This is a genomic window from Sphaerisporangium sp. NPDC088356 (assembly GCF_040685555.1).
In the GTDB taxonomy this organism is placed as follows: domain Bacteria; phylum Actinomycetota; class Actinomycetes; order Streptosporangiales; family Streptosporangiaceae; genus Sphaerisporangium.
Window position 1 is genome coordinate 25,815 of sequence record NZ_JBFBIK010000049.1, and the last position, 25,683, is coordinate 51,497.

At 70.0% G+C, this 25,683-nt stretch carries 20 protein-coding genes; 11 read left to right on the plus strand and 9 right to left on the minus strand.

Annotated features, from left to right (window positions below):
- The first annotated feature begins 13 nt into the window (after nucleotides 1-13).
- The gene (locus AB0O34_RS19485; RefSeq protein WP_363917092.1) at nucleotides 14-313 is read left to right on the plus strand and encodes a hypothetical protein; all 300 of its coding nucleotides are present in this window, start codon (nucleotides 14-16) and stop codon (nucleotides 311-313) included.
- On the opposite strand, the gene AB0O34_RS19490 is transcribed toward AB0O34_RS19485, so the two are convergent.
- On the minus strand, nucleotides 244-615 hold the full coding sequence (locus AB0O34_RS19490) for an STAS domain-containing protein (protein WP_363917094.1): 372 nt from the start codon (nucleotides 613-615) through the stop codon (nucleotides 244-246). The genes AB0O34_RS19485 and AB0O34_RS19490 overlap by 70 nt on opposite strands.
- Nucleotides 616-1,161: 546 nt before the next feature.
- On the opposite strand from AB0O34_RS19490, the gene AB0O34_RS19495 reads away from it, so the two are divergent.
- The 4 genes from AB0O34_RS19495 to AB0O34_RS19510 all read left to right on the plus strand — a co-directional run bounded on the left by AB0O34_RS19495 (nucleotide 1,162) and on the right by AB0O34_RS19510 (nucleotide 4,993).
- A complete protein-coding gene (locus AB0O34_RS19495) occupies nucleotides 1,162-1,455 on the plus strand; it encodes a hypothetical protein (protein WP_363917096.1) in 294 nt (97 codons plus the stop codon).
- 179 nt (nucleotides 1,456-1,634) lie between these two features.
- Complete coding sequence (locus tag AB0O34_RS19500; protein WP_363917098.1) at nucleotides 1,635-2,969, plus strand: sugar ABC transporter substrate-binding protein; 1,335 nt, start codon at nucleotides 1,635-1,637, stop codon at nucleotides 2,967-2,969.
- 319 nt (nucleotides 2,970-3,288) lie between these two features.
- Complete coding sequence (locus tag AB0O34_RS19505; RefSeq protein ID WP_363917100.1) at nucleotides 3,289-4,161, plus strand: sugar ABC transporter permease; 873 nt, start codon at nucleotides 3,289-3,291, stop codon at nucleotides 4,159-4,161.
- Nucleotides 4,154-4,993, plus strand: a complete 840-nt coding sequence (locus AB0O34_RS19510; protein ID WP_363917102.1) for a carbohydrate ABC transporter permease — start codon at nucleotides 4,154-4,156, stop codon at nucleotides 4,991-4,993. The genes AB0O34_RS19505 and AB0O34_RS19510 overlap by 8 nt, the downstream gene beginning before the upstream one ends.
- Nucleotides 4,994-5,090: 97 nt before the next feature.
- Here AB0O34_RS19510 and AB0O34_RS19515 read toward each other — a convergent pair whose 3' ends face one another.
- Nucleotides 5,091-6,122: a LacI family DNA-binding transcriptional regulator gene (locus tag AB0O34_RS19515; RefSeq protein ID WP_363917104.1), complete on the minus strand. Its 1,032-nt coding sequence runs from the start codon at nucleotides 6,120-6,122 to the stop codon at nucleotides 5,091-5,093.
- A gap of 121 nt (nucleotides 6,123-6,243) precedes the next feature.
- Entirely contained in the window at nucleotides 6,244-8,733 is a 2,490-nt protein-coding gene (locus AB0O34_RS19520; protein WP_363917106.1) for a glycoside hydrolase family 3 C-terminal domain-containing protein, read from the minus strand.
- 261 nt (nucleotides 8,734-8,994) lie between these two features.
- Between AB0O34_RS19520 and AB0O34_RS19525 the strand changes: the two genes are divergently transcribed.
- The 3 genes from AB0O34_RS19525 (at nucleotide 8,995) to AB0O34_RS19535 (ending at nucleotide 14,079) form a co-directional block, all read left to right on the plus strand.
- Nucleotides 8,995-12,018 (plus strand): discoidin domain-containing protein, encoded by a 3,024-nt coding sequence (locus AB0O34_RS19525; protein WP_363917108.1) that lies wholly within the window; start codon nucleotides 8,995-8,997, stop codon nucleotides 12,016-12,018.
- A gap of 161 nt (nucleotides 12,019-12,179) precedes the next feature.
- Entirely contained in the window at nucleotides 12,180-13,460 is a 1,281-nt protein-coding gene (locus AB0O34_RS19530; protein WP_363917110.1) for a hypothetical protein, read from the plus strand.
- A 469-nt stretch (nucleotides 13,461-13,929) separates the two neighbouring features.
- Nucleotides 13,930-14,079: a hypothetical protein gene (locus tag AB0O34_RS19535; RefSeq protein WP_363917112.1), complete on the plus strand. Its 150-nt coding sequence runs from the start codon at nucleotides 13,930-13,932 to the stop codon at nucleotides 14,077-14,079.
- Between the two features lie 8 nt (nucleotides 14,080-14,087).
- Here the strand turns inward: AB0O34_RS19535 and AB0O34_RS19540 are convergent, their stop codons facing one another.
- The 3 genes from AB0O34_RS19540 to AB0O34_RS19550 form a co-directional block, all read right to left on the minus strand.
- A complete protein-coding gene (locus AB0O34_RS19540; RefSeq protein WP_363917114.1) occupies nucleotides 14,088-17,006 on the minus strand; it encodes a BTAD domain-containing putative transcriptional regulator in 2,919 nt (972 codons plus the stop codon).
- 184 nt (nucleotides 17,007-17,190) lie between these two features.
- Nucleotides 17,191-18,963, minus strand: coding sequence for a 5'-nucleotidase C-terminal domain-containing protein (locus AB0O34_RS19545; RefSeq protein WP_363917116.1), 1,773 nt, complete (start codon nucleotides 18,961-18,963; stop codon nucleotides 17,191-17,193).
- Between the two features lie 260 nt (nucleotides 18,964-19,223).
- The gene (locus AB0O34_RS19550; RefSeq protein ID WP_363917118.1) at nucleotides 19,224-19,613 is read right to left on the minus strand and encodes an ATP-binding protein; all 390 of its coding nucleotides are present in this window, start codon (nucleotides 19,611-19,613) and stop codon (nucleotides 19,224-19,226) included.
- A 174-nt stretch (nucleotides 19,614-19,787) separates the two neighbouring features.
- On the opposite strand from AB0O34_RS19550, the gene AB0O34_RS19555 reads away from it, so the two are divergent.
- The 3 genes from AB0O34_RS19555 (at nucleotide 19,788) to AB0O34_RS19565 (ending at nucleotide 21,272) form a co-directional block, all read left to right on the plus strand.
- Complete coding sequence (locus tag AB0O34_RS19555) at nucleotides 19,788-20,612, plus strand: helix-turn-helix transcriptional regulator (protein ID WP_363917120.1); 825 nt, start codon at nucleotides 19,788-19,790, stop codon at nucleotides 20,610-20,612.
- Nucleotides 20,602-20,805: a DUF397 domain-containing protein gene (locus AB0O34_RS19560; RefSeq protein WP_363917122.1), complete on the plus strand. Its 204-nt coding sequence runs from the start codon at nucleotides 20,602-20,604 to the stop codon at nucleotides 20,803-20,805. Before AB0O34_RS19555 ends, AB0O34_RS19560 begins: the two co-directional genes overlap by 11 nt.
- 158 nt (nucleotides 20,806-20,963) lie before the next feature.
- The gene (locus AB0O34_RS19565) at nucleotides 20,964-21,272 is read left to right on the plus strand and encodes a hypothetical protein (protein ID WP_363917124.1); all 309 of its coding nucleotides are present in this window, start codon (nucleotides 20,964-20,966) and stop codon (nucleotides 21,270-21,272) included.
- Nucleotides 21,273-21,298: 26 nt separating this feature from the next.
- Here AB0O34_RS19565 and AB0O34_RS19570 read toward each other — a convergent pair whose 3' ends face one another.
- The 3 genes from AB0O34_RS19570 to AB0O34_RS19580 form a co-directional block, all read right to left on the minus strand.
- Nucleotides 21,299-23,713 (minus strand): M48 family metalloprotease, encoded by a 2,415-nt coding sequence (locus AB0O34_RS19570; RefSeq protein WP_363917126.1) that lies wholly within the window; start codon nucleotides 23,711-23,713, stop codon nucleotides 21,299-21,301.
- Entirely contained in the window at nucleotides 23,710-24,195 is a 486-nt protein-coding gene (locus AB0O34_RS19575; protein ID WP_363917128.1) for a hypothetical protein, read from the minus strand. The genes AB0O34_RS19570 and AB0O34_RS19575 overlap by 4 nt, the downstream gene beginning before the upstream one ends.
- 241 nt (nucleotides 24,196-24,436) lie before the next feature.
- The coding region (locus AB0O34_RS19580; protein WP_363917130.1) for a ThuA domain-containing protein at nucleotides 24,437-25,683 on the minus strand (1,247 nt) is incomplete at its 5' end.

The window sequence follows — 25,683 nt, forward strand, 5'->3', positions numbered from 1 at the left end:
GGTCCTGGCGTTCTTGGATGCCTGGAACCGGCTGGCGGAGGAGGGTGTCGTTGACCACGCCGCGGCCGCCGAGGTCACCAGCGAGCGGCAGCGCGAATACCACGACGCCATCCGCGCGGAGCGGGACGCCTACGCCGCACAAGCCCGCGAAGCCAGCGAAGGAACGCAGGCCGATGGTTCCATGGACGTCTTCAACGCCATGGCCGAGATCCGCATGGGTCCGGCACCCTCGCGGGTGGGCGGTCAGGGGAGCTCGCGGGAGGCGGGGCTTTCCAAGGGGCCGCCGGCCAGGGCGGCGGCCATGGTCGGATAAATGTCGAAAGCGTCGCCGATGCCCGTCACGTCCATGATCTTCCTGGGGGTGGGGCACAGGCAGCACAGCGCGCAGGTGCCCCCGCACCGCGTGGCCCTCTCGCAGGCCCCCAACAGGAGCCGCAGGCCGGCCGAGTCGATGAACTCCATGCCGGCCAGGTCGAACAGCAGCCTGGGGCGGGTGGCGCGGAGGGCCTCGTCGATGCTCTCGACCAGATCGGGAACTCCGTTCTTGTCCACCTCGCCGATGATGGTGATGACGGTGAACTCGCGGTGGGTCTCACGGCGGACCGTCAGCGGCATGTCGACCTCCCAAGCTGGGACCTGGCCCACGCCCAGTGTCTTCCGGCCCGGCACGGGAACACAAGGGCCTGGCCTGGCAGCGTCATAGGGCGATCTGGTCCGTGGGCCAGGAGCCTCGCCTCCGGCGTGGACGGGAAGGGGAGAGCGCTCTCCGACAGAGGGGTCACGCCCGTGTTTCGTCGCTGTCAACAAGTGCCCGTCCGCCTCCGGGCGGTGCCCGGACGCGGCTCGGATGGCGGTCGCGGGCCCCTGACAGGCCTCTGACCCGTGGGTTCACCAGGCTTCTGACGAGCGGTAAGGCTCTTGAAGATCACTAAGGTGTCCACAGTGTGATCGAAGCCCGTCTCACGACCCTGTCGAGGTCAGACAAGTGACTCCGTGAGGCCCGCCGTGTTTCTGGGGAGTGAGCAGGGGGTTTCCAAATCGTCAGCAAGGATGTGTTGACAAGTGGTGATGCAGCGGACAATCTCTGTCTGGAGAGCGCTCTCCCTCCCCCGTGTCGTCACCCTCGAGCGACGGGTACCCCCCCTGCATCAAGGAGAGGCTGTGCATCCTGCTCGCAGTCCGGGCCTGCATCTCGTAGGTCTGCTCATCGCCTTCCTGGTGGTGTTGATCGCGTCTGGCCTGGCGGTGACCGGTCCCGCCATGGCCGTGGACAGCCTGCTCTCCCAGGGGAAGAGCTCCTCCACGGAGAACGCGGGCACACCCGCCTCGGCGGTGCTCGACGGGAAGGTGAGCGTCTCCCTCGACGGTGTCGGCACGATCCGCCATGTCATCAACACGACCGGAGGACCGGCGAACGCGAGTGCGCGGGTCGTCCACGTCAACGCTTACCCGTAACAAATCATCCGGGCCCCGCCGCCGTCGGTGGCGGGGCCCGGCGTCCTTGAAGGAGGAGGTCTCTCTTTGGCCGTTGACGGCCTCCTTGCGGCTTCCCGCCCCATGGCGGCGAGGCCGATCTGGCATATGGCGACACCACCGGCACGAGGCCGGAGTCGCGATCAAGTGAGGGGTTCATTGTGCGTATAGGCAAGTTCGCATACGTCGCGGTCGCGGGCGCGCTGGTGGCGGCGGCCGCGGCGTGCGGCGGCGGCGACAGCGGCGGCACCGCGACCGGAGGCGGGTCCACCGACAGCGGCGCGGGCAAGACGCTGACCTATTGGGCGTCCAACCAGGGCACCAGCCTCGACAACGACAAGCAGGTGCTCCAGCCCGAGCTCGACAAGTTCGAGAAGCAGACCGGCATCAAGGTGAACCTGGAGGTGGTTCCCTGGGCCGACCTGCTCAACCGGATCCTCGCCGCCACCACGTCGGGCAAGGGCCCGGACGTGGTCAACATCGGCAACACCTGGTCGGCCTCGCTGCAGGCCACCGGCGCCTTCCTGCCCTTCGACGACACCCTGCTCGCCGGTCTGGGTGGCAAGGAGCGCTTCCTCGGCCCGAGCCTCGCGGCGACGGGCGCGCCCGGCAAGCCCCCCACGGCCGTCCCGATCTACGGCATGACGTACGGGCTGTACTACAACAAGAAGATGTTCAAGGACGCCGGCATCGACAAGCCGCCGGCGACCTGGGACGAGCTGATCGCCGACGGCAAGAAGCTCACCAAGGGCAAGCAGTGGGGCCTGGCCGTCGAGGGCGCCAGCGTCAGCGAGAACTCCCACCACGCCTTCATCTTCGGCCAGCAGCACGGCGCCGAGCTGTTCGACCCCAGCGGCAAGCCGCAGTTCGACACCCCTCAGAACGTCGCGGCGATCAAGCAGTACCTCGACCTGATGGCGGTCGACAAGATCGTCAACCCCAGCAACGCCGAGTACTCCAACGGCACCGAGGCCGTGAACGACTTCGTCAACGGCAAGGCCGCGATGCTGATGTGGCAGTCCATCGCCTCGCAGATCAAGGCGGCGAACCTGACCAACGACACCTACGGCCTCGCGCCCATCCCGCTGCCCGCGGCGGACTCCGGGGGCAAGCAGGTCAACGGCATGGTGGCCGGTATCAACCTCGCCGTGTTCAACTTCACGAAGAACCAGGACGGCGCTCTGAAGTTCGTGAAGTTCATGACGAGCCCGGAGGAGCAGCAGATCCTGAACAAGACGTACGGCTCGCTGCCCACCGTCCAGGACGCCTACAACGACCCGGCGTTCCAGAGCGAGGACATCAAGACGTTCCAGGACATCCTCGCCAAGACCGCCGCGCCGCTGCCCCAGGTGCCCGAGGAGAGCCAGTTCGAGACCCTGGTCGGCACCGCGATGAACCAGCTGTGGGCCGACGCGGCGAGCGGCAAGCCGATCACCGAGGAAGCCGTCAAGGCCAAGCTGACCCAGGCGAACGAGCAGGTCCAGCCCGGTAGCTGACCTTCGCCGGTCCGGTGACACCGTGCCGGGCGGGGGTCTTCCCCCGATCGTCCCCCGCCCGGCACCCGCCGTACGCCCCTCGCCAGGCCGTTCACGAGACGGCCCGGCGGGAGGGTTCATGATCCACCTGTCACGCCGTCAACGACCGGCCCTGCCGAATCGAGAGGAATAGATGGTCGCCCGTACCACGCCTCAGCAAGACGAGCGGCGCGCAACCCCGCCGGCCGGAGGCGGGCCGCCCCCGCCCGGAAGGGGGCTGCCATCGCGGGTAGCGGGCCGGATCCCGTTACGGCTGCGCCGCCTGAGCGTGCCCTATCTGATGATCCTCCCGGCGATCCTGCTGGAACTGCTCATCCACGTGGTGCCGATGCTCATCGGTGTCGGGATGAGCTTCCTCAGGCTCACGCAGTTCTTCATCAGGAACTGGTCGGCCGCCCCGTTCGTGGGGCTGTCGAACTACCAGGTCGCGGTGGACTTCGACTCGGCCGTCGGCAGGTCGCTGCTCCACTCGTTCCTGATCACCATCGCCTTCACCGCGCTGGCGGTGGGCTTCTCATGGCTGTTCGGCACGGTCGGGGCGGTGCTCATGCAGGGCGCCTTCCGCGGTCGCGGGCTCCTGCGCACGTTCTTCCTGGTGCCGTACGCGCTGCCCGTCTACGCCGGAGTGATCACGTGGAGCTTCATGTTCCAGCGGGACACCGGGTTCGTCAACCACGTCCTGGTCGACCAGCTGGGCCTGGGCGGTGACCGGCCGTTCTGGCTGATCGGCTCGAACAGCTTCGCCGCGGTGGTCGTGGTCTGCGTGTGGCGGTCCTGGCCGTTCGCGTTCCTGATCCTCATGGCCGGGCTCCAGAACATCGACCGCGACCTGTACGAGGCCTCGGCCATCGACGGCGCCGGATGGTGGCGCCAGCTGCGCTCCATCACGCTGCCGATGCTGCGCCCGGTGAACCAGGTGCTGGTCCTCGTGCTGTTCCTGTGGACCTTCAACGACTTCAACACTCCATATGTGCTGTTCGGGAAGGCGGCGCCGCAACAGGCGGACCTCATCTCGGTGCACATCTACCAGAGCTCGTTCATCACCTGGAACTTCGGCTCGGGCTCGGCGATGTCCGTCCTGCTGCTGCTGTTCCTCCTCGTGGTGACCGCGGCGTACCTGGCGATCACCTCCCGGAGGAGGAGCAATGCATGAGCCGCGCTGGCTGCCGTGGGCGCGCTGGATCGGGCTCGGATTCCTCGGCCTGTTCACGCTGATCCCGCTTTACGTGATGGCGAGCTCGGCGATCAAGCCGCTGCAGGACGTGCAGAACGGCTTCCGCTGGATCCCCTCGACGATCAGCTTCCGCCCCTTCGCCGACATCTGGAAGACCATCCCGCTGGCCCGGTACTTCGTGAACAGCGTGGTCGTGGCGTCCATCGCCTCCGGGCTGTCGGTGATGGTGGCGATCTTCGCCGCCTACGCGGTGAGCCGCTACCGCTTCCCCGGCAGGAAGACCTTCACGATCACGGTGCTGTCCACCCAGATGTTCCCCGGCATCCTGTTCCTGCTCCCGCTGTTCATGATCTTCGTGAACCTCGGCAACGCGACCGGCCTGGAGCTTTACGGCACCCGTACCGGGCTCATCATCACCTACCTGACCTTCTCGCTGCCGTTCTCCATCTGGATGCTGGTCGGCTACTTCGACTCCATCCCGGTGGCGCTGGACGAGGCGGCCAAGGTGGACGGCAACGGGCCGCTCGGGGCGCTGTTCCGCGTGGTCATCCCCGCCGCGATCCCCGGCATCGTCGCGGTCGCCATCTACGCGTTCATGACGGCGTGGGGAGAGGTGCTCTTCGCCTCGGTCATGACCGATGACTCCACCCGCACCCTGGCCGTCGGGCTACGTGGCTACGCCACCGAGAACGACGTGTACTGGAACCAGGTCATGGCGGCGTCCCTGGTGGTCAGCGTGCCGGTCGTGGCCGGCTTCCTGCTGCTCCAGCGCTACCTCGTACAGGGTCTCACCGCTGGCGCGGTGAAGTAGGCCGCGAGCCGCGTCCGCGCGCGCCCGCCCGAGGCGCCCGACCCGCGGACGCGGCTCCGGATCGGCGCGCCCTCCCGAGGCGGCGGGCGCGTGCCAGTCAGGCGGAGTCCCTGACCACCAGAGACGGCTCGAAGATGATCGAGGTAACCGGCAGGTCGGGATCGTCGACGTGGGCCATCAGCAGCCGCGCCATCTCGGCCGCCATGTCCTCGACCGGGTGGCGGATCGTCGTGAGCGGGGGCCTGCTCGCGGTCGCCGCGCTGCTGTCGTCGAACCCGACCACGGCGACGTCGTCCGGCACGCGGCACCCGTGGTGGCGCAGCACCGGAAGCGCGCCCTGGGCCATCAGGTCGTTGGCGATGAAGATGCCGTCGATGCCGGGATGCTCGGTCAGCAGCCGCTCCATCGCGGCCTCTCCGCTGCCGAGGGTGAAGTTCCCCTCGACGCACGGGATGTAGGGATAGCCGTGCGCGGCCATCGCGTCACGGAACCCCGACAAGCGGTCCTGGCTGGCCGCCACGTCCAGGGGCCCGGAGATCGTCGCCACGCGCCGGCAGCCCCGCGCCACCAGGTGGTCGGCGGCGAGCTTGGCCCCCGCGCGGTGGGCGACGTCCACGTAGCTGATGGGGATCGGCTCGGCGGGCCTGGCGAACAGTACGGCGGGCAGCGCGGCGTCGACCAGCAGCCGGGGGAGCGGGTCCTCGGCCTGGGTGGAGACCAGGACGGCGCCGTCGGCGTTGCCCTGGCGAAGGTAGGCGATGACCTGCGCGCGGGCCTCGGCGGTCTCGGCGAACATCAGGATCGGGTGGATGCCGCGGGGGCGCAGGAAGCCGACGACGCCGCTGGCCACGCGGCCGAAGAAGGGGTCGGCGAAGACCTGGCTGTGAAAGGGGTTCTCCCCGCTCTCCTCGCCCGCCCCTGAGACGACCAGGGCGATCGCCCCGGTGCGGCGCGTGACCAGGGAGCGGGCCGCGCGGTTCGGGACGTAGCCGGTGTCGGCGATGGCCCGCCTGACCGTCTCCTGGATCATGGGATCGACGTTGCGGATGCCGTTGATGACGCGGGAGACGGTGGCGCGGGAGACACCCGCCGCGCGCGCCACGTCCTCCAGGGTGGGGGATGCCGACACAGGCGGGCGACCTTCGCTCATGTGGCTTTTATAGCATGGTGGGAGAGCGCTCTCCAACGCGCTTTCCCACCCTGGCCTCCCACGTCACGCGCGGCCGGCCATATTGGTCCCCGTCACCGGCTCACCGCGCGGTGGCCGTGGTGGTGCTCAATGCTAGGTCGCCGGCACTGCGGCCCGCTAGTACGGTGAACGATCCGGGCTCACCGGTCCAGGCCTGATCCTCCGGTGACCAGTGCTGCAGGGCGCGTGCCGTGATCTCCACCTCGGCCTCCACGGTCTCGCCGGGCCCCGCCTCGACGCGCGCGAAGCCGGCCAGCCACAGGGCCGGGCGCGTCACGCCGGTCTCGGGCCTCGCCAGATAGACCTGCACGACCTCGCCTCCGGCCCGCTCGCCGGTGTTGCGCAGCCGTACCCGCGCGGTGAACGGCTCACCGGGCTCGACCAGCTCGGGCGCGGCGACGCTCTCGTACGACCAGGTGGTGTATCCCAGGCCGTGGCCGAACCAGTACGCCGGGGCGGCCGTCTCCCGCAGCCACGCCCGGTAGCCGATGTGCGGGCCTTCCGCGTACTCCAGCACGCCGTCCACGGGCGTGGTGCCGATGAGCGCCCTGTCGGCCCACGTGGTGGGCAGGCGCCCGCCGGGCTCGGCGGCGCCGAAGAGCACCCGCGCGAGGCCGTCCCCGTACTCCTGGCCGGGGAACCAGCTCAGCAGCACGGCGGGCACCTCCTCGCGCCACGGCATGGCGACCGGGCCGCCGGCGTTGACCACCACCACGGTGTCGGGGTTGGCCGCCACCACGGCGCGGACCAGGGCGTCCTGGTCGCCGGGCAGGGCCAGATCCTCGCGGTCGTAGCCCTCGCTCTCGACCTCCTCGGTCGTGCCGACGACCACGATGGCGACGTCGGCCGCCTTCGCCAGCTGGATCGCCGCCTCCAGCTCCTCCGCGTCACCGCGCCTCGGCGGGTCGGCGGCGAGCACCGAGGCCAGCCCGCTGTCGGGGTCGAGACGGCGCCGGGCGACCAGGTCGACGTCCTGGCCCGCGGTGAGGGTGAGCGTGGCGTGCCGGTACGGTGGCGTGAGGTGCACCGTCGCGGGATCGTCGGTGTCGCGCACCACCTCTTCGTCGATCAGCGTCGTGCCGTCCGCCGACAGGAACACGTGGCCCCACCCGGAAACGGCGAGGTTCCACACGCCGCCGGCCTGCGGGCACAGGCGGGCGCGGATCTCGACGGTTGCCGAGGAGTCGACGAGGGCGGGTTCGAGGATGCGCCCGGTGAGCCGGTGCTCGGCGTGCAGCTCGGCCCCTTCCGCGTCCAGCAGCCGTACGAGCACGCCGGGCTCGCCGGTCAGCGGGTTGCGGGCGTTGCCGAGGTCGAGCGGGGTGGGACGGCTCGGGAGGTGCACGCCGGCCGCGTGGGTGACCTCGGCCCGTCCCGCGAGCGCGTCACGGATGCCGTCCAGCGGCGAGAGGGTGGAGACGGGGTAGACGCCCGCGCTGCCCCCGCCCTGCACGCGCGGCGCGGCGGCGCTGGGGCCGATCACCGCCACCGTGCGCAGCGGCTCGGGGTTCAGCGGGAGGATCGAGCGCTCGTTGCGCAGCAGCACGGTGCTTGCCACCACGGCCTCGCGCAGCAGCGCCCTGCTGCCCGCGTCCGTCGGGGTGCCGGGGTGCGGGCCCCCGAGCGCGGAGTAGCCGCCCTGCGCGTCAGCGCTCTGCGGGGCGGGGAGCTCCGCCAGGGAGGGCGGGTCGCCGGGGGACAGCGCGCCCACGCGGGAGGCCAGGCGCAGCAGGCGGCGGACCTTCTCGTCGACGGCCTCCTCGGGCACCTCGCCCGCCCGTACGGCCGCGACCAGCGCGTCGCCCCACGGCCCGTCCGGTCCCGGCATGGCGAGGTCCTGGGCGGCGCGTCCCGACGCGACCGTGGAACGCACCGCTCCCCAGTCGGAGATCACCAGGCCGTCGAACCCCCACTCGCCCTTCAGCGGCTCGGCGAGCAGCGGGTTCTCGCTCATGGTGGCGCCGTTCACGCCGTTGTAGGCGGCCATGACCACCCACACCCCGGCCTCGACGGCGGCCTCGAACGGCGCCAGGTAGACCTCGCGCAGCGTCCGCTCGTCCACGCGCGCGTCCAGCGTGAGCCGTTCGGTCTCGGAGTCGTTGGCCACGTAGTGCTTGGCCGTCGCGGCGACCCCACGCGACTGCACACCCCGGATGTAGGCGACGCCGACGCGCGCGGTGAGCAGCGGGTCCTCGGAGTAGCACTCGAAGTGCCGCCCGCCGAGCGGGGAGCGGTGCAGGTTGATCGTGGGAGCCAGCAGCACGTCGACCCGCTTGCGGCGGGCCTCGTCGCCCAGCAGCTCGCCGAGCCGCTCCACCAGGTCCTCGTCCCAGCTCGCGGCGAGGCCGGTGGGAGAGGGAAGGGTCAGGGAGGTGCTCCGCTCGTCCCAGCCCTGGCCACGAACGCCGATCGGCCCGTCAGAGGTGACGATGGAACGCAGGCCGATGTCCGGCAGCGCGTGGGTCCGCCACGCGGTCGCTCCGGTGAGCAGTCTCACCTTCTGCTCCAGATCCATCTTGCGCACCACGTCATCGAACTGCTCGTCGGTCACTCTGGTTCCTCTCGGGGGATTGGAGAGCGCTCTCCGTCCTGGCCATAGGTTCACCGTCAAAGCCGGAGATGTCAATGGGGAGGACGCGACGCCCATCCTTCGGGCGACAGGGTTTCGGGCACATGAGCAGCACGTTTCGTTCTGGTTGCGAATCAGCCTTGACAGCGCTCGATCGGCCGGTGCACTCTCCATTCGGAGAGCGCTCTCCCTCTGATTACCGTTCGCCGACATGGCAGGCACCCCCCGTATCGAGGAGAGATCGTGCACCCATCCCGCAGCCCAGGCAGGTACCGGTTGGGCCTGCTGATCGCCGTTCTGGTCGCGCTGGTCGCGTCCGGCCTGGCGCTTTCAGGCACCGCCATGGCCGTCGACACCTTGCTGTCGCAGGGAAAGCCGGCGACGGCCTCCTCTTCCGAGGGCGCCGCCTGGAGCCCCGCAGGTGCCGTCGACGGCGACCTCACCGGCACGCGCTGGGCCAGCGCATTCAGCGACCCGCAGTGGCTCCAGGTCGACTTGGGCGCCTCGGCGTCGATCACCCAGGTCGTGCTGACCTGGGAGGCGGCGTACGGCAAGGCGTTCAAGATCCAGACGTCGCCTGACGGCACCGCGTGGACCGACGTGTACTCGACCACGACCGGCACGGGCGGCACGCAGACGCTCGCCGTCTCGGGCACCGGCCGGTACGTGCGGATGTACGGCACGGTCCGGGGCACCGGCTACGGCTACTCGCTGTGGGAGTTCCAGGTCTACGGCACCATCGGCGGCACCAGCCCGTCGCCGACGCCCACCATCACCCCGTCGGTGCCTCCCGGCAACTGGACCGAGGTCTGGAAGGACGACTTCAACGGAGCCGCGGGCACCTCGCCCTCGGCGGCGAACTGGCTCCTGCGCACCGGCACCCAGTACCCCGGCGGCGCCGCGAACTGGGGGACCGGCGAGGTCGAGACCATGAGCGCCTCCACCGCCAACGTCTTCCTCGACGGCGCCGGCAAGCTCTCCATCAAGGCCATCAAGGACGGTGCGGGCAACTGGACGTCGGGACGCGTCGAGACGCAGCGCACCGACTTCTCCCCGCAGCCGGGCGAGCAGCTGAGGTTCACCGCGACGCTCAAGCAGCCCGACGTGGCGAACGCCTTGGGCTACTGGCCGGGCTTCCGCGCGACCGGCGCCGCCTACCGCGGCAACTACAACAACTGGCCGGGCGTCGGCGAGACCGACATCATGACCGACGTCAACGGCCGTAACCAGCTCTCCAACACCCTGCACTGCGGCACGGCCCCCGACGGCGTGTGCGCCGAGTACAACGGCCGCACCAGCGGCCTTGCCTCCTGCACCGGCTGCCAGACCGGGTACCACGAGTACACCCAGATCATCGACCGCACCAAGACCGACGAGGAGATCCGCTTCTACCTCGACGGCAAGCAGACGTGGATCGTCCGCGAGAGCCAGGTGGGGGTCGCCGCCTGGCAGGCCGCCGTCCAGCACGGCTTCTACCTGCGGTTCGACCTCGCCATCGGTGGCTCGCTGCCTAACGCGGTCGCCGGCTCCACCACCCCGACCGCGGCCACGACCTCCGGCGGCGTCCTCAGCGTCGACTCCGTCTCGGTTTCCAGGAGCACCGGCACCGTGCCGGCCGCGATGACCGACCCGGCCACCCCCGCGGGCCCGAGCGTCGTCAAGGTGACGGGCACCCAGGGCAACTGGCAGCTCAACGTCAACGGCGCGCCGTACGAGGTCAGGGGCCTCACGTACGGCCCGCCGCAGGCCGCCGCCGACGGCTACATGCGGGATCTGAAGTCCATGGGCGTCAACACCATCCGCACCTGGGGCGTCGACGACGCCAACACGCCGACCCTGCTCAACAGGGCCGCCCAGCAGGGCATCAAGATCGTCGTCGGGCACTGGCTGAACCAGGGCGCCGACTACGTGAACGACACCGCCTACAAGACCAGCGTGAAGAACGAGATCGTCGCCCGGGTGAACGCCCTCAAGGGGTACCAGGGCGTGCTGATGTGGGACGTCGGCAACGAGGTCATCCTCACCATGCAGGACCACGGCCTCTCGGCGGCCGAGGTCGAGGCGCGGCGCGTCGGCTACGCCAAGTTCGTGAACGAGGTCGCCGTGGCCATCCACGCCGCCGACCCCAACCACCCGGTCACCTCGACCGACGCCTGGACCGGCGCCTGGCCGTACTACAAGACGTACTCCCCGGCGCTCGACCTGCTCGCGGTCAACTCCTACGGCGCCATCGGCGGAGTCAAGCAGGCCTGGATCGACGGCGGCTACACCAAGCCGTACATCATCACCGAGGGCGGCCCGGCGGGTGAGTGGGAGGTGCCGAACGACGTCAACGGCGTCCCCACCGAGCCGACCGACCTGCAGAAGCGCGCCGGGTACACCGCGAGCTGGAACGCCATCAAGGGCCACCCGGGCGTCGCGCTCGGAGCCACCGAGTTCCACTACGGGCTGGAGAACGACTTCGGCGGCGTGTGGCTCAACACCTTCACCGGCGGATGGCGCCGCCTCGGCTACTACGCGCTCAAGCAGGCCTACACCGGCCAGCCGTCGGCCAACACGCCGCCGGAGATCACGGCCATGACGGTCGGCTCGCAGACCAGCGTCCCGGCGGGCGGCCAGTTCACCGTCGGGGTGACGGCCGGCGACCCGAACGGCGACCCGATCCGCTACAACCTCATGGTCAGCAACAAGCACATCAACGGCAACACCGGCTTCTCGCACGTCCGGTTCACCGAGACGTCCCCCGGCCAGTTCTCGGTCACCGCGCCCGAGCAGATGGGCGTGTGGAAGGTCTACGTCTACGCTTTCGACGGGCAGGGCAACGTCGGCATCGAGCAGAAGTCGTTCCGCGTCGTGCCCCCGACGGTCAACGGCACCAACGTGGCGCTCGGCAAGACGACCACCGCCTCGTCCTACCAGCCGACCGGCGACGGCGGGCCGTTCCTGCCCTCCAAGGCGACCGACGGCAGCTTCACCACCCGGTGGGCGAGTGACTGGAGCGACCCCCAGTGGCTCCAGGTCGACCTCGGGAGCGTCACCCCGATCAAACACGTGGAGCTCGGCTGGGAGAGCGCCTACGGCAAGGCGTACCAGATCCAGACCTCCAACGACGGAGCCACCTGGACCAACGCCTATTCCACCACCGCGGGTGACGGCGGCTTCGACGAAATCGACGTGAACGTGTCCGCCAGATACGTCCGCCTCAACCTCACCCAGCGCGGCACCGCCTACGGCTACTCCCTCTGGGAGTTCGGCGTGTACAGATAACCTCACCCACCACCGGCTCCCGGCTCACCACCGGGGGCCGGTGCCGGGGGACCTGTCTGGCTTTTTTGTGATTTATGAGTATTCATTCGTCGCGAGAGCTTCATGCGTCAAACTAGGTCGAGCGCACCACGGTCACGGCACCACGATGCGACGAGGCGGCAGTGAGCGACGACTCGACCCCACGGGCCCGGCCATCCCGTACGAACGGCCGGTGGCGCGCCACGACGGACCCGCCTGCGGCCATCCGCCGCCTGTGCCTGGCCGTAGACGTGCAGTCCTACAGCGCCCGTGACAACCGGCGCCAGCTGGACGTTCAAACAGGGTTGAAGCGCGTGCTGGACCGCGCCCTGGCCCGCGCGGGACTCTCCCTGGCGGCGGTGCCCCGCCAGGACCGGGGCGACGGGCAGCTCGTCCTGCTGCCGGCCGGGGTGGACGAGGCCCGTGTCATAGCCATCCTGCTACGCGAGGTGGGCGCCGGTCTCGCGGAGATCAACGAGACCCTGCCGCCTGACGATCGCATCCGGCTGCGTCTCGCCTTGGCGCAGGGCATCGTCCACGAGGCGGCGACCGGGTACGTGGGCAAGGCCGTCGTGGACGCCTGCCGCCTCGTGGAGACCCGGGACCTGCGCACCGCCCTCGCCGAGCACGACGACCGGGACCTGGCCGTGGCCGTCACCGACGACCTCTTCCACGACGTGCTGGTCCACGGGTACGCCGGGCTGGCGGCCGGTGACTTCCGCCGGGTGGGGGTCGAGCTGGCGGACAAGGGCTTCTCGGCCGTCGTGTGGCTGGCGGTTCCGGCGCTTTCGCGCCTGCTGGAGATATCGGGTGGCACGCCCCGGCCTCGCCGCGCGAGGATCGCGGCCGTCGTCGGCGTTCCGGTCCTGCTGGCGGTGCTCGCACTGGCCGCCGGGCAGATGACGGGCTCGACAGACCTCGGGTCCTTGTTCCAGCGTTCCCATACATCGCCGGACATGGGCGCCTCTGTTCCTCCGACGTCACCGACCGCCGGAATCCCCCCGAACGCCGGAAGCCCCGAGAACGCCGGAAGCGCCGAGAACGCCGGAAAGACGGGGAACGGCGGCACCCCGTTCGCCATCCTTGACCCGACGGGCTCGGTGCCCACGTGCGGGCCGATCCTGGGGTCGGGCTCGGTGCCGGACGGGTACGATCTGCGGATCTTCGCCAAGGGCGGTGACCAGTACTTCCTGGCCTGGGCCGCCGCCCGGGCAGACCGTACGGCCGGCACCTGGGAGGTGCCGGAGCTGTACCTCGGACCCGTCGGCGCCCAGGGGCGCCGCGTGAAGCTCTACGCCGTCCTCGTGCCCTCGGCCGAGAGCGCGGAGCTGAGCCGCCGGTTCGAGGAGAAGTGGGCGTTCTCCGCACTGCCGGGGCGCGTGGTCGCCACCCACACCTTCACCGTGGTGAGCGAACCCTGCTGACGCCGCAATCCTGATAGGTATGTGTGCGGGCTTCATGCCGCATAATGCCAATCCCGCTTATTGTCTTCGTCCTCGCAGCCCTGTGCGCGGCCGGGGTGTTGACGCTGATGTACCTGCCCCAATGGCGCGGACGCCGTCATGCGGCGGGCCTTCGGCGATCTCGGCTGGGGTCCGGGGCTTCGGAGCGTCCTGACGGCCCGAACGTGCGCGGGGGCCGGTGAAACCCTCGTGAAACCGGCATTTTCTAAGGTGTTGTCGTGATGAGGGCCGGCGCGGGTGGATCCGGCGATGGCCACGGGCGCGTCATCGCCGGACCGGGGGCGGACGCGGTACGCGCTACGCGGCATCACGGGCCGTCGTCGCCGCGGGGAAGTTCAGGCGGCGGCGGCCACGGGGGCGTTCCAGCGTGGATAATGTCGCGCCTGGCCGGTGATCGGCCGTTTGCCACCGCGATAGCAGGAGGAACCGCGTGAAGAAGCTGAAGGGCACGCTGCTCGCCCTGGTGGTGGCCGGGCTGCTGGGGGCCGGTGCCACGCCGGCCGCCGCCGTGGAGGTGGACCCCTGCCACGGCCAGCAGTACGGCTGCGACAGCCACTGGATGGACCCCGGCGAGGGCTGAGGGTGAGCTCAGCCGGGAGCGGGCGGCGAGGAGAGCATGTCGAGGGCGCGGCGGGCCTCGCGGGCGCGCTCGTGCCACAGAGGGAGCCCGATCGCGTCGAACTCCGCCGCCGCCCGCTCCAGCATGGAGCCGGCGAGTTGGTGCTCGCCGCGTTCGGCGGCCAGCTTGCCACCGGCCAGCCGGGCACGGGCCGCGACGAACGGCTCGCCGATGGTGCCGGCCAGCGCCAGCGCGGCGTCCAGGTAGTCGGCGGCGCGATCGAGCTCCCCGGCCAGCAGGCCGGCCTCGCCCATGCCGAGCAGGCCGTAGGACTCGCCGATACGGTCACCGGCGTTCCGGGAGGCGTCCAGGACCTGCCGGTAGGCGGTCTCGGCGTCGGTGGCCCTGTTCTGGCGCAGGTACAGCAGTCCGAGCCGGTTGAGTATCTGAGCGCTGCCGCGCGCGTCGCCGAGCTCCAGGTAGACGCCGAGCGCCTGTTCCAGCAGCGGGGCCGCCGTCTCGCCTTCGTCGTTCTCGATGTGGATCTGCGCGATGCTGCCCAGCACGTGCGCCTCGGCGTGCTGGTCGCCGGCGGCGCGGAGCATCCGCAGCGCCCGCCCGTACTGGGCCAGCGCCGTCTCCACGTTCCCCTCCACCCGGTCGAGCAGGGCCGCGTTGCGGAGGGCCAGCGCCTGCCCGTGCTGGTCGCCGACGGTCTCGAAGATGCGCAGCGCCGCCTCGAAGTGCGGCCTGGCGGCGGCGTAGCGCTGCCGGAAGATCTCCAGCGTGCCGAGCGAGTACCTCATGGCCGCCTCCCCGCGCGGGTTCTCCATACGCCTGGCGGTGGCGAGGGCGGTGCGGGAGGTGTGCGACCAGTCGTCGAAGTGGCCCTGCGACTCGAACAGCGTGATCGTGGACATCGCGAGGTCCCAGCAGGTCTCGCTGAGGCCGAGCGCCGCGGCCTGCTCGACCGCCGCGACCAGGCCGAGCCGCTCGCTGCGCAGCCACCCCGCCGGATCGGCCAGCAGGCGGCCGGCGGTCGGCTCCTCCAGGTCCCACCGGGCACCCCCACCGTGCAGGACGGTGTAGTCGCCGCCGTACTGGAGCCGGTGCGCACGTTCGGCCAGGGCGAGGTACGTGCCCGTCAGCCTGGTAAGCGCCGCGACGGCCGCGCCTGGCGCCTCGTCGGCGACGGCCCGCTCCCTGGCGTGCAGCCGCACCAGGTCGTGAATCCTGTAGCGGGGCTCGCCGATCGCGTCGGTGCCCGCGTACTCCACCAGTTGCGCCTCGACGAGGTTTTCGAGCACGTCCTCGGCCTCGCGCGAACCGGCGGGAAGGAGCGCGGCGGCGACCCACGCAGTGAAGTCCGGGCTCTCCACCAGCCCCAGCCTGCGGTACAGCGAGCGGCCCGGCTCGGCCAGCCCGGAGTACCCCAGCGCGAGCCCGGCCCTGACCGACAGGGCGCCGTGGGTCAGCTCGTCGAGCCGGTCGTGCTCGGCCTCCAGGCGGGAGATGAGCCGCGACACCGTCCAGTGCGGCCGGGCCGCCAGCCGTGCCCCGGCGATGCGCAGGGCCAGCGGCAGCCGGTCGCACAGCTCGGCCAGTTCCCGCGCGGCAGGGCCGCCCTCGCGGAGCTCGGCCCGTCCGGTGATCTTGCTCAGCAGGTCGACGGCGTCGCCGATGCCGAGCATGCCCAGCGCGACCACGTTCGCTGCGGGGAGCGCGGCGAGCCTGCCGCGACTGGTGACCAGCACCGCGCAGCCGGCGCCGGCGGGGATGAGCGGTTCCACCTGGGCCTCGTCGGCGGCGTCGTCGAGCACGACCAGCACGCGCCGGTCGGACAGCAGGTCACGGAAGACCTCGGCACGCTCGTCCAGGCCGTCCGGTACGAGCGCCCCGGCCACGCCGAGCGCGCGAAGGAAGCGTCCGAGCGCCTCGTGCGGTTCGACCCGGCCGGTTCCCGCGCCGCGCAGGTTCACGAAGAGCTGGCCGTCGGGGAACCGTTCCCGCGTCAGCTGGGCGGCCTGCACGGCGAGCGCCGTCTTGCCCACGCCCGCCATGCCGGAGACGACGCATAGCACGGGAGGGCCGAGCAGCAGGCCGGTGATCTCGCGCAGCTCGGCGTCCCGGCCGGTGAGGTCCCCGGTGGGCGCGGGAAGCAGGGCGGGGACCGGGCCCGGCCCGGCCGGCTGGAGGGGGACGGGCATGATGTCCTCGTCCCCGCGCAGGATGGCGCCTTCCAGCTCCCGCAGCAGCGGACCGGGTTCCACCCCCAGCTCCTCGGCGAGGACGGTACGGGTGCGCCGGTACACGTTCAGCGCCTCGGCACGCCGGCCCGCCCGGTGCATCGCCACCATGAGACGCGCGGCGGACGACTCGGCCAGCGGGTCCTCGGCGAGCAGCGCGACCAGTTCGGGGATGACCTGGGCGTGCCGCCCCAACGCCATCTCGGCGTCGATGCGGTCGGTCAGCACGCGCCTGCGTTCCTGCTCCAGGTCGGCGGCGGCCTCGGCGAGCCGTGGCACGTCGTGCAGCCCGGGGTAGGCGGTGCCTCCTCCCCACAGGGCGAGCGCCTCGTGGAGCAGCGCCGCCGCCATCTCGGGGTCGCCCTGGCCGAGCGCGCGGCGGCCTCGTTCGGCCAGGTCGGTGAAGTGCCAGGCGTCCACCTCGGCCCTCTGCGCGAGCAACGCGTACCCGGAGCGGTCGTGCCGGATCCGGTCGGCGCTGCCCAGCGACCGGCGTAATCGGTGCACGAGGACCTGGAGGTTCTTCCCCGGGCGTGGGGCCGGCCGCTCGCCCCAGAGCGCGTCGGTCAGCGTCTCGGCGGGCACCGTACGGCCGCGCCAGCAGATGAGCAGCGCCAGCAGCTGTTCCTGGCGCCGTGACGCCATCCGCACCCGGCCCGAGTCGCCGACGACGGCCACGTCACCGATGACCCGGAACTTCACGGAAGCTTCCGGCTGGTTCGCGGACTCAACCTGTGGCACCTCTCGCAGACGTTGGTCTCACCCTGTGGCGTCGGCGGACAAAGTTTCGATGTGTGGATGATAACGATCATTAGTGGCCGGCACCTCCCAGAGGGGTGGTGCCGGCCACTGTGCCGCGGGGAGCCGTTCTAGCCAGAAGTATCGGCTAGAAGACGGGCACGCCTTCGCGGACGAGCTTCCAGTTGGGGTCGGCGAAGGTGGCGGGGTCGATGGTGCCGGAGGCGGTGGCGGCGTCGATCAGCGCCTGGCGGATCTCCACCTGGGCGTTGTAGACGACCGGGGCGGTGGTGACGTGCGGGAAGCCGCCGCCGCCGGACTGCCGGTAGTTGTTGATCGCGACCACGAACTGCTGGCCCGCGGCCACCGGCGCACCCTTGTAGGACAGGTTGAGGATGCGCTGCCCGACCGGCTTGGAGATGTCGATGTCGTAGGAGACGCCCGACAGCTGGTCGTAGTTGTAGTCCGGGGTACCGGCGGCGTTGGTCAGCGTGCCGAGGTCGATCGGCGCGCCGGGGGCCACCTGGGCGAAGTACTTGGCGGAGTACTCCAGGTAGTCCTTGATCTGCGTGCCGGTCAGCTTCACGCCGAGCAGCGTGTTGTCGTAGACGTACAGGCCCGCCATGTCACGGACGCTCACGGGACCGGCCGGGAAGATCGCCGTGCGGCTGAAGGGCGCGGCGATGGACAGCACCGGCAGGGACGCGTCGGCCGTGCCCGCGACCGCCTTGGTGACCAGGTCGGTCTGCACCTTCTGGATGTAGTCGAGGATCGCGGTGTCCTTGTACGGCGACTCGGCCGCGGACAGCTGCTCCTTCGACTGGGCGATCACCTGGTTGACGTACCCGACGGTCTTGTCGTGCTGGCCCTTCATCAGGGCGACGATCTTCGGGTCCTCGGCGACCGTGTTGGTGTTGATCGTCGCCGAGGACTTGGTGGTGACAGCCCACTTGCCGCGCTCCTTGGCGAGGGTGAAGTCCACCACGGAGAGGCGCTGGCCGTACTTGCTCGGCTCGGTCAGCAGCACCTGCTTGCCGGTGGCCGTGTTGGTGACGAACCTCTGCGGCACGTCGTTGTGGGCGTGGCCGAACAGCACGGCGTCGATGCCCGGGACCTGCTCGGCGACGAGCGCGGAGGCGTTCTCGATCGGCAGGTCGGAGCCGTAGGACGAGATGCCGTTGTCACCGGCGTGCGCGGTGACGAGGACGACGTCGGCGCCGAGGGCACGGATGACCGGCACCCACTTCTTCGCGGTGGCGACCAGGTCGAGGAACTTCAGCTTGCCCTCGACGTTGGCCTTGTCCCAGATCGCGATACCGGGGTTGGTCAGGCCGAGCACGCCCACCTTGACGGGCTTGTCGCCCTTGACCTTCATCGTCTTGATGATGAACGGCAGGTACGCCGGGAGGCCGGTCTTGGCGGAGACCGCGTTGGCGCCGAGCACCGGGGCATTCATCTGCTTGACCCACTTGGCCAGCAGGGGAAGCCCGTAGTTGAACTCGTGGTTGCCGAGCGTCACGGCGTCGTACCCGATGGCGTTCATGGCCTTGGCCATGGGGTGGGTCTGGCCGGTCTCGGTGATCGGCTCGACCTTGGCGTAGTAGTAGTCGAGCGGGGTGCCCTGGATGGTGTCGCCGGAGTCGAACAGCAGCGTGTGGTCGGCGCCGCGGTCCTTGCGGATCTGGTTGACCAGGGTGGAGACCTTCGCGAGGCCCACGTCGTTGTGCGCGCTGTCGTCGAACTCCGCGTTCTTGAAGTAGTCCCAGTTCAGGGCGTTGCCGTGAATGTCGGAACTGGCCATCACGGTGATCTTCACCGAGTGGTCGGGTGTCGCGGAGGCGGGTGCTGCGGGCGCTAGAAGGCCAATGGCCACGACGACCGTGGCACCGGCGGCGAGGGCCCGCCCAATTCTGGAACTCATGCGGGGGACCTTAGTAAGGGAATGTTACTTAAGGATCACAGGATCCTTATGCGACATATCTCCCAAGTGAACAGCAAGCACCACGACCTGGTGGAGGCGTGCGACGCCTACGACGGACGACCTTCGGCTCTTCGCTCGTCAGCAGGTGCTTCCCGTCTTCACGAGAGGAAGGCTGGAGCGGGTGATATCCGTCGTGCTCGCCGCCGGCGGACTCGCCGGCCTGATCGCGGTCGCCGGGCCGGCGACCGACTCCACCGTCGTCACCCGTACTTCACTTGGAACCAGACGGTACGTCCGGCAGGGTGGTCGTAGACGTTCCAGCAATGGGAGAGCATTTCTACCAGCATGAGCCCTCGCCCCCCTTCGGCGTACAGGTCTCCGCGAACGCGCGGGGCCGTGTCACCGCCGAAGTCCACTACGTCGACGTGTATGAGGTCATGGCAGTCGGCGATCGCGAGCGTCACCCTGCCACCATTTCGCGAATTCGAGTGAATCACCGCATTCGTAACGACTTCGGAAACCAGTAGCGTGACGTCGTCCAATGCGGGATGACCGTCCCCGAGTTTCCGTCTCACGTAGTCACGTGCCTGTGAGACCGACTCGGGAGAACCGGCCAGATAGGTAACGCCAAGAAGATTTCCTGTCATCATGCGCTTGCCTTTTCGCCTCGCCGGAAAGGTGCGTGCGTCGTTGGGGACTTCGCTTTACCAGAGTGTCAATAGAAGGCTACGATCGGTAGCGATTCCCGCTCACGCCATGAGCACACTTGGGTTAGCGGAATGGTTAGTCAGCTTAAATGTCCCTATTCTGATGGTAGGTGAGACATGCCCCCCGGCAGTGATGTCGACCCTCACGACTCCCCGCGTGCCCTTTTCGCCTTCGAGCTGCGTCAGCACCGCGCCACGGCGAGGCTCTCCCAAAGGGAGCTCGCCAGGCGCATGGGGTATTCCGACGCCATGGTCGCCATGGTGGAGACCGCCAAACGCCCCCCGTCCGAACGCTTCGCCGAGCTGTGCGACGAGGTCCTCGGCCTCGACGGCACCATGACGCGCCTGTACATCGCCACTACGTGGAACAAGGCGCCCGAATATTTCCGGCCGTGGCTGGAGGAAGAACAGGAGGCCACGGGCCTGCGAAGCTGGGAGCCGATGTTGATTCCGGGGCTCTTCCAGACAGAGGCGTATGCCCGGCTCGTCCTGTCGGCTGAACCTGGCACCACCAGTGACGAGGTAGACGAACGTGTCCGAGGTCGCATGCAGCGAAAGGCGATTCTGCACCGGCATAACCCTCCGCTGGTCTCGGCCCTGGTGGACGAGGCCGTGATACGTCGCCCGGTAGGGGACACGGGTGTCATGTGGGAACAACTGAGTTACCTGCTTGAGGTCGCACGGCACCCACAAGTGACGATTCAGGTAGTCCCCTATTCGGCACGAGCGATGTGCGGCCTTCTCGGGGGGTTCATCATCGCCGAACGGAACGAGGTGCCCTACACGGCCTACGTTGAAGGTCAGCCCAACGGCCGCACCGTAGAAGACCGCAATATCATCGGCAAGCTGATGCGCAGGTATGACGCGATCAGGGCTGAGGCCGTACCGTTCAGTCAGTCGCTAAGACTCATAGAGGAAGCGGTGAACCAAAGTGACTCATGATCTTCGGGCTGCGCGGTGGCGCAAGAGCACTCACAGCGGATCTGACGGCGGCAACTGTGTCGAGGTGGCGTCGAACATTCCTGGCCTGTTCGCGGTCAGGGACAGCAAGAACCCGGCCGGTCCGGCGCTGGTCTGTACGCCAGGTGAGTGGTCCGTGTTCCTGAGCGGCATTAAGGGCGGCACGCTCGCCTGAGGAACACGACGGCTCTCGGCGGTCGAGCCCGGTCCGTTGCTCAAAGTGGTACCGCGCTCGTCGAGTAGTGAACACGCCCGGCCGCTCCAGCGGTCGGGCGTCTTTTCACCCTGAATTCGCGGGCCAGTGTTCCAGCACCAGGTGGAGGGCGCCGTGGCATGTGCTCCCCCGGCCCCGAGACACTGCCCATGCGCATGGTCACGATGAACGGCGCGTTCGTCTTTCCCGGCCTGGACGAGCCTCACGGGTGGAACGACCCCGCGCTGCTCGGCGCCGGGGTTCCCGGCGCGGGCGCGGTCTCCTCGGCGAGCGGCCTGGCCGCGCTGTACGCCGCGGCAGCGACCGGGTACGCCGCGGCAGCGACCGGAGTCGACGGCTCGCCGCGGCTGCTGACAGCGGACACCGTCACCGGCGCCGTCCTGGAACAGTCGTCCGGCGCCTCACTACGGCCGTACGAACCTGCCTGACCTCCGCCTGAACGAGGCGAACGACGTCACCCGGTCCAGATCTCGTAGGCATGCGGGGCTTCGGCGAGTGCTCCAAGGATCGCGACGGTGACGAGGAGTGCGAGGGCGGTCGTTAGGATCACACGGGTGGCAGGCCGGTGAGGGCGGGGGTCGGCGGTCCCCGGGTGGCCGAGCCGGCGAAGGCGCGTGACGAGCACCTGGAGCAGGGCCCCGAGAAGCGCGGCGGGGACGGTGGCGACGGCGCCTTCGACCAGCACGGTGTGCAGGAAGTCTGCGGTGAGCCCGGCCTCGGGCAGCCGGAAGCACGCCGGCGGCCTGTTCTCGTAGAGGTCGACGCAGCGGCCGGCCGTGTTCAGCCCCAGCAGCGTGATGCCGGTGGCCAGTGATCCGGTGGTGAAGATCGCCAGTGGGATCAGCACGGGACGGTGCCGCCGGGCGAACGTCGCGACGGTCGCGGCGACGAGAGCCTGGGCGATGACGGCGAGGGCGGCCAAGGCGCTCTGAACCGAGTAGGGGAAGGAATTGAGGTCGTGCCGTACCGAGGCCGGCACCATCTCCTTGAGCGCGTAGAGGAGAACGGCCCCGGCCAGGGCGAAGACCACGGCGCCGACGAGCCCGGTGATCAGCGCGTCCCTGACACGGTACGGATCCTCTTCAGGACCGCGGAGCGATCCTCGCCTTCGGTTGACGACGATGACCGGTACCAGCCACAGCAGGGTGAGGGCGGGCAGCGTCAGTGGGTTGTGCGTCAGGTAGAGAAACGGCGGGTAGTCCATCTCGGCCCAGTACGTCACAGCGGCGTACCACCCGGGAGCGCCCGCCCGCAGAGGCGGCACGATGATGGTGGGGTCGAGCGTCGCCAGCAACCCTTGGCGGTCGTGGGCGGAGACCCAGACCCCGAACCAGGGGAGGAACGCGGCGGTGCCGGCGGCGGCCACGGCGGGCAGCACCCCCCGGCCGCGGCGGCCGGGACTCGGCGCGGTGTGCGCCACCGAGGCGGTCCAGAAGGCCAGCGTCACCGCACCGGCGAGCAGCAGGATCGCCGCCGCCAGTGACTGCTCGACCCCACCGGTCACCATCGCCGTCCACCCCACGAGGACGGACACCCACGACAGCTGTTCACCGAGCAGGTACCCGGCGACGAGCACGACCGGCATCGGCAGGATGGCGCGCACGGGCAGGCGGTGGGCCGGGGCGCGGCCCGCGGCCCGCCACACCGCTGTCACCAGCGGCACGGCCACACCAAGAACACAGATCATTCCCGTTCCGGCCGAGCTGACGATGACCCTGGTCTGAAGCAACTGGTCGAAGACATAACGCAGGTTGGCGACCATCACCGCGGTGGCCATGCCGGCCGCGAACAGCTCCCACGACCTCGGCGACAGCATCGCCGCCGGGTCGTCGATCGCCTGCCTCCGGCGCCCGGGATGGGGATGGGTCCCTAGTGCGGCGCGCCACCGGTCAGGGGGGGCCAGCCCGTCCACCACGGCGCGCAGCGCGACGGCCGGCCGATCGCTCTCGCCGCCGTGGGCCGCCTCTCCGACCCGGGCGTCGGCGTAGGTCTCTCGTACCCGCAGGATCGCGTTACGGGTCAGGTACAGCAGAAGGGTCAGCACCAGCAGCGCCAGCCCGACGCTCAACGGCAGAGCGCCCTTGGGAGGCCGCCAGCGCAGCGGGGTGGTGAACAGCTGGGGATGAAGGGTCACCACGGCCGTGGGCACCAGCGCCAGGGCGACGAACGACCACCAGATCGACATGGTCAGATAGGTGGTGTCCACGTCGCGGTTGCGCAGGTGGGCCAGCTCGTGCAGCACCACCGCTTGGAACCTCCCCCGGTCGGTGGTGTAACCGACCAGCAGACCGGCGTCGAGCTGTACGTACCGGCGCCGCCACCGGCCGAACGCCAGCCCGCCGGACGTCGAGGCGTAGGGCGCCAGCAGGAACGTCGGCGCCCGGTCCAGCCCGGCCGCCCGGCTCAGCCGTTCGAGCTCGTCGACCAGCTCGGGGCAGTCCTCACGGAGGATCGGGGTCAGGCCGCGCCTGCGGACGAACCACAGGGGGTACGCCCAGTAGATCACGACGGCCACGGCGAACAGCGCCGCGACGCAGGCCACCGTCCAGGAGGCCTGTTCGGCGTAGATCGGTCGAAGGCAACGCTCCGCCCTATCGGCGGCGTCGCCCAGCCGCGCGAGGTCGGCCAGCGTCTTCACCGGGTGGTTGATTATGCTTTGTTCCCTGCCCCAGCAGGTCCGCATGGCCGTTCCCAGGCGGGTGGCACGCGAGGGCACCACGATGCCCCACAGGAACATGTAGACGACCGAGCTGGTGATCAGGACGGTGCTGACCAGCAGGGCGAACAGGACCGTTGTGCCGGCGGGCGCGGGGCGCGGCTCGTAGGCGGCCGTGCCCGGTGGCCCGAGCGCCTGCGGCGTGCTGGTCACCGAGGCTCGGCCCAGGTCGCGCGGTGCGCGGCGCCGACCACCGTGTCGGCCATCACCTGCGCCACGTCCTGGCCGTGCCCGAAGCGGACGGCCACGTCCTCGACGATGCGGTGGACGTGCGCCCACTGCTCGTCGGTCAGTCTCACCGCGGTCTCGGACTTCCCGGGGCGGCCTCCGATGCCGAACAGCCGTCGCACCGCGGCCCCGCCGCGCACCAGCGCCGGGCGGATCGCCTCGCCGAACAGGTACTTGGTCACTTCCTCCGCCGCCGCGAGCGCCACCGGGGTCAGCAGCAGCACGAGCCCGGTCTCCCCGATCCTCAGCGGCCCCCCGCCGCCGTCGCCTCCCGCCAGAGAGCGTTCCGGGTCGGCGAAGTACGCCTCGCTCATCGGCCGGAACATCGGCAGCTCGGCCGGCCGCACCTCGGCGACCATGATCCTGGCCAGGTCGGCGACCAGTGTCCGGTCAATGTCGGTATCCACCCGTTGTCCCCCTGCGATGACCCTCTGTCATGTCTGTCGAGGCCAATGCTGGAGGCACGCGGGAAACGCTGTCCGGCAAATTGCAAAAATCACCGATTCGGCCGCCTTTATTGTCGGCATCGGTCCAGGCGAATCGCCCGGACCGATGCCGTGAGCACGCGCCGGCACCCTGCTCGCCTTGTGCGGCGAGCAGGGTGGGGAGCCGTGGCCCGGTCCAGGGACGCCGGGGTCACGGACGGTGTCAGCTGCCGTAGACCTCCATCTCCCAGAGGGAGTAGCCGTAGCCGGTGGCGCGCTGTGTGCCGTACATGCGGACGTAGCGGGCGGTGGCGGCGGTGAAGGTCAGGTCGTCGGTGCCGCCGTCGGAGGTGGTGGTGGTGTAGGCGGGTGTCCAGGTGGTGCCGTTGGTGGAGGTCTCTATGCGGTAGGACTTGCCGTAGGCGGCCTCCCAGGTGAGCTTCACCCGGTTGACCGAGCGGTTGGCGCCGAGGTCGATGGAGATCCACTGGGGGTCGGAGAAGGCCGACGACCAGCGGGTTCCGGCGTTGCCGTCGTTGACGTTGGCGGCGGCGGTGCCGGCGTTCTCCACCGAGGAGGCGGTGACCGGACGTCCCTGCGACAGCAGCCCCGAGGTGGGCGGCGGCGTGACGGTCGGGGTGGGCGTGGGAGTCGGCGCGGGACCGGTGGTCAGGGTGACCTCGTCGAGGTCGAACAGCGAGCCCGCGCCACCGGTGAACACCAGGAACAGCGGGCCGGTGGCGGTACCGGTCAGCGTGGTGCTCACGGTCTGCCAGGTCTCCCAGCCGCCGGTCACCGGGACGGTGACCGATCCGAGCAGCGTGCCCGTGGCCGAGCCCGACCGCACCTGGATGGTGCCGCCCGCGCCCGCCGACGCGACCCGCGCCGAGATGCCGGTTGCCCCGGCCGTGGAGACGCCCGAGAAGCCGAGCCAGTCACCGTTGTCGATGTAGCCGACCGCCTTGCCGCCGCGCGCGCTGGCCTTGTCGACCACCTGGGTGCCGAGCTGGGAGGTGAAGCTCTCGGCCTGCGTGGCGGGCGAGGGAGGTGGCGCCGTGCAGTCGCCCGCGGCGACGCCCGCCGCCCACCGGATCCCGCCGAGCAGGTGGGTGCGGAACAGCGGTTCCGCGTACGACTGCTGGGTGTGGCCGAGGCCGGTGTACCAGGCGCGCCCGCCCCGGAAGGGGTGGCACCACGAGATGGGGTGGTCGGCGCCCATCGACCCGCCGGTGTAGGTCGACTCGTCGAGCGTCGCCAGCACGTGCGCGACGTCACGCGGGTTGGTGCGGTAGTTGTACAGCTCGTCGGTCCGCACCCAGGCGGCGGGGAGGCCGGCCGTCGAGGGGTGCGCGTGGTCCTCCACCCGCACGGTGACCTGCTGGATGGCGGGGTGCGACTGGAACCAGGCGCCGACGAGCTGGCCGTAGTACGGCCAGTCGTACTCGGTGTCGGCGGCGGCGTGGACGCCCA

What these genes read in the sequence shown, in the direction of transcription:
- AB0O34_RS19545 (WP_363917116.1), bottom strand. Translation starts at nt 18,963, where the DNA reads ATGAGTTCCAGAATTGGGCGGGCCCTCGCCGCCGGTGCCACGGTCGTC.
- AB0O34_RS19555 (WP_363917120.1), top strand. Translation starts at nt 19,788, where the DNA reads ATGCCCCCCGGCAGTGATGTCGACCCTCACGACTCCCCGCGTGCCCTT.
- AB0O34_RS19505 (WP_363917100.1), top strand. Translation starts at nt 3,289, where the DNA reads ATGATCCTCCCGGCGATCCTGCTGGAACTGCTCATCCACGTGGTGCCG.
- AB0O34_RS19550 (WP_363917118.1), bottom strand. Translation starts at nt 19,613, where the DNA reads ATGATGACAGGAAATCTTCTTGGCGTTACCTATCTGGCCGGTTCTCCC.
- AB0O34_RS19565 (WP_363917124.1), top strand. Translation starts at nt 20,964, where the DNA reads ATGTGCTCCCCCGGCCCCGAGACACTGCCCATGCGCATGGTCACGATG.
- AB0O34_RS19490 (WP_363917094.1), bottom strand. Translation starts at nt 615, where the DNA reads ATGCCGCTGACGGTCCGCCGTGAGACCCACCGCGAGTTCACCGTCATC.
- AB0O34_RS19510 (WP_363917102.1), top strand. Translation starts at nt 4,154, where the DNA reads ATGCATGAGCCGCGCTGGCTGCCGTGGGCGCGCTGGATCGGGCTCGGA.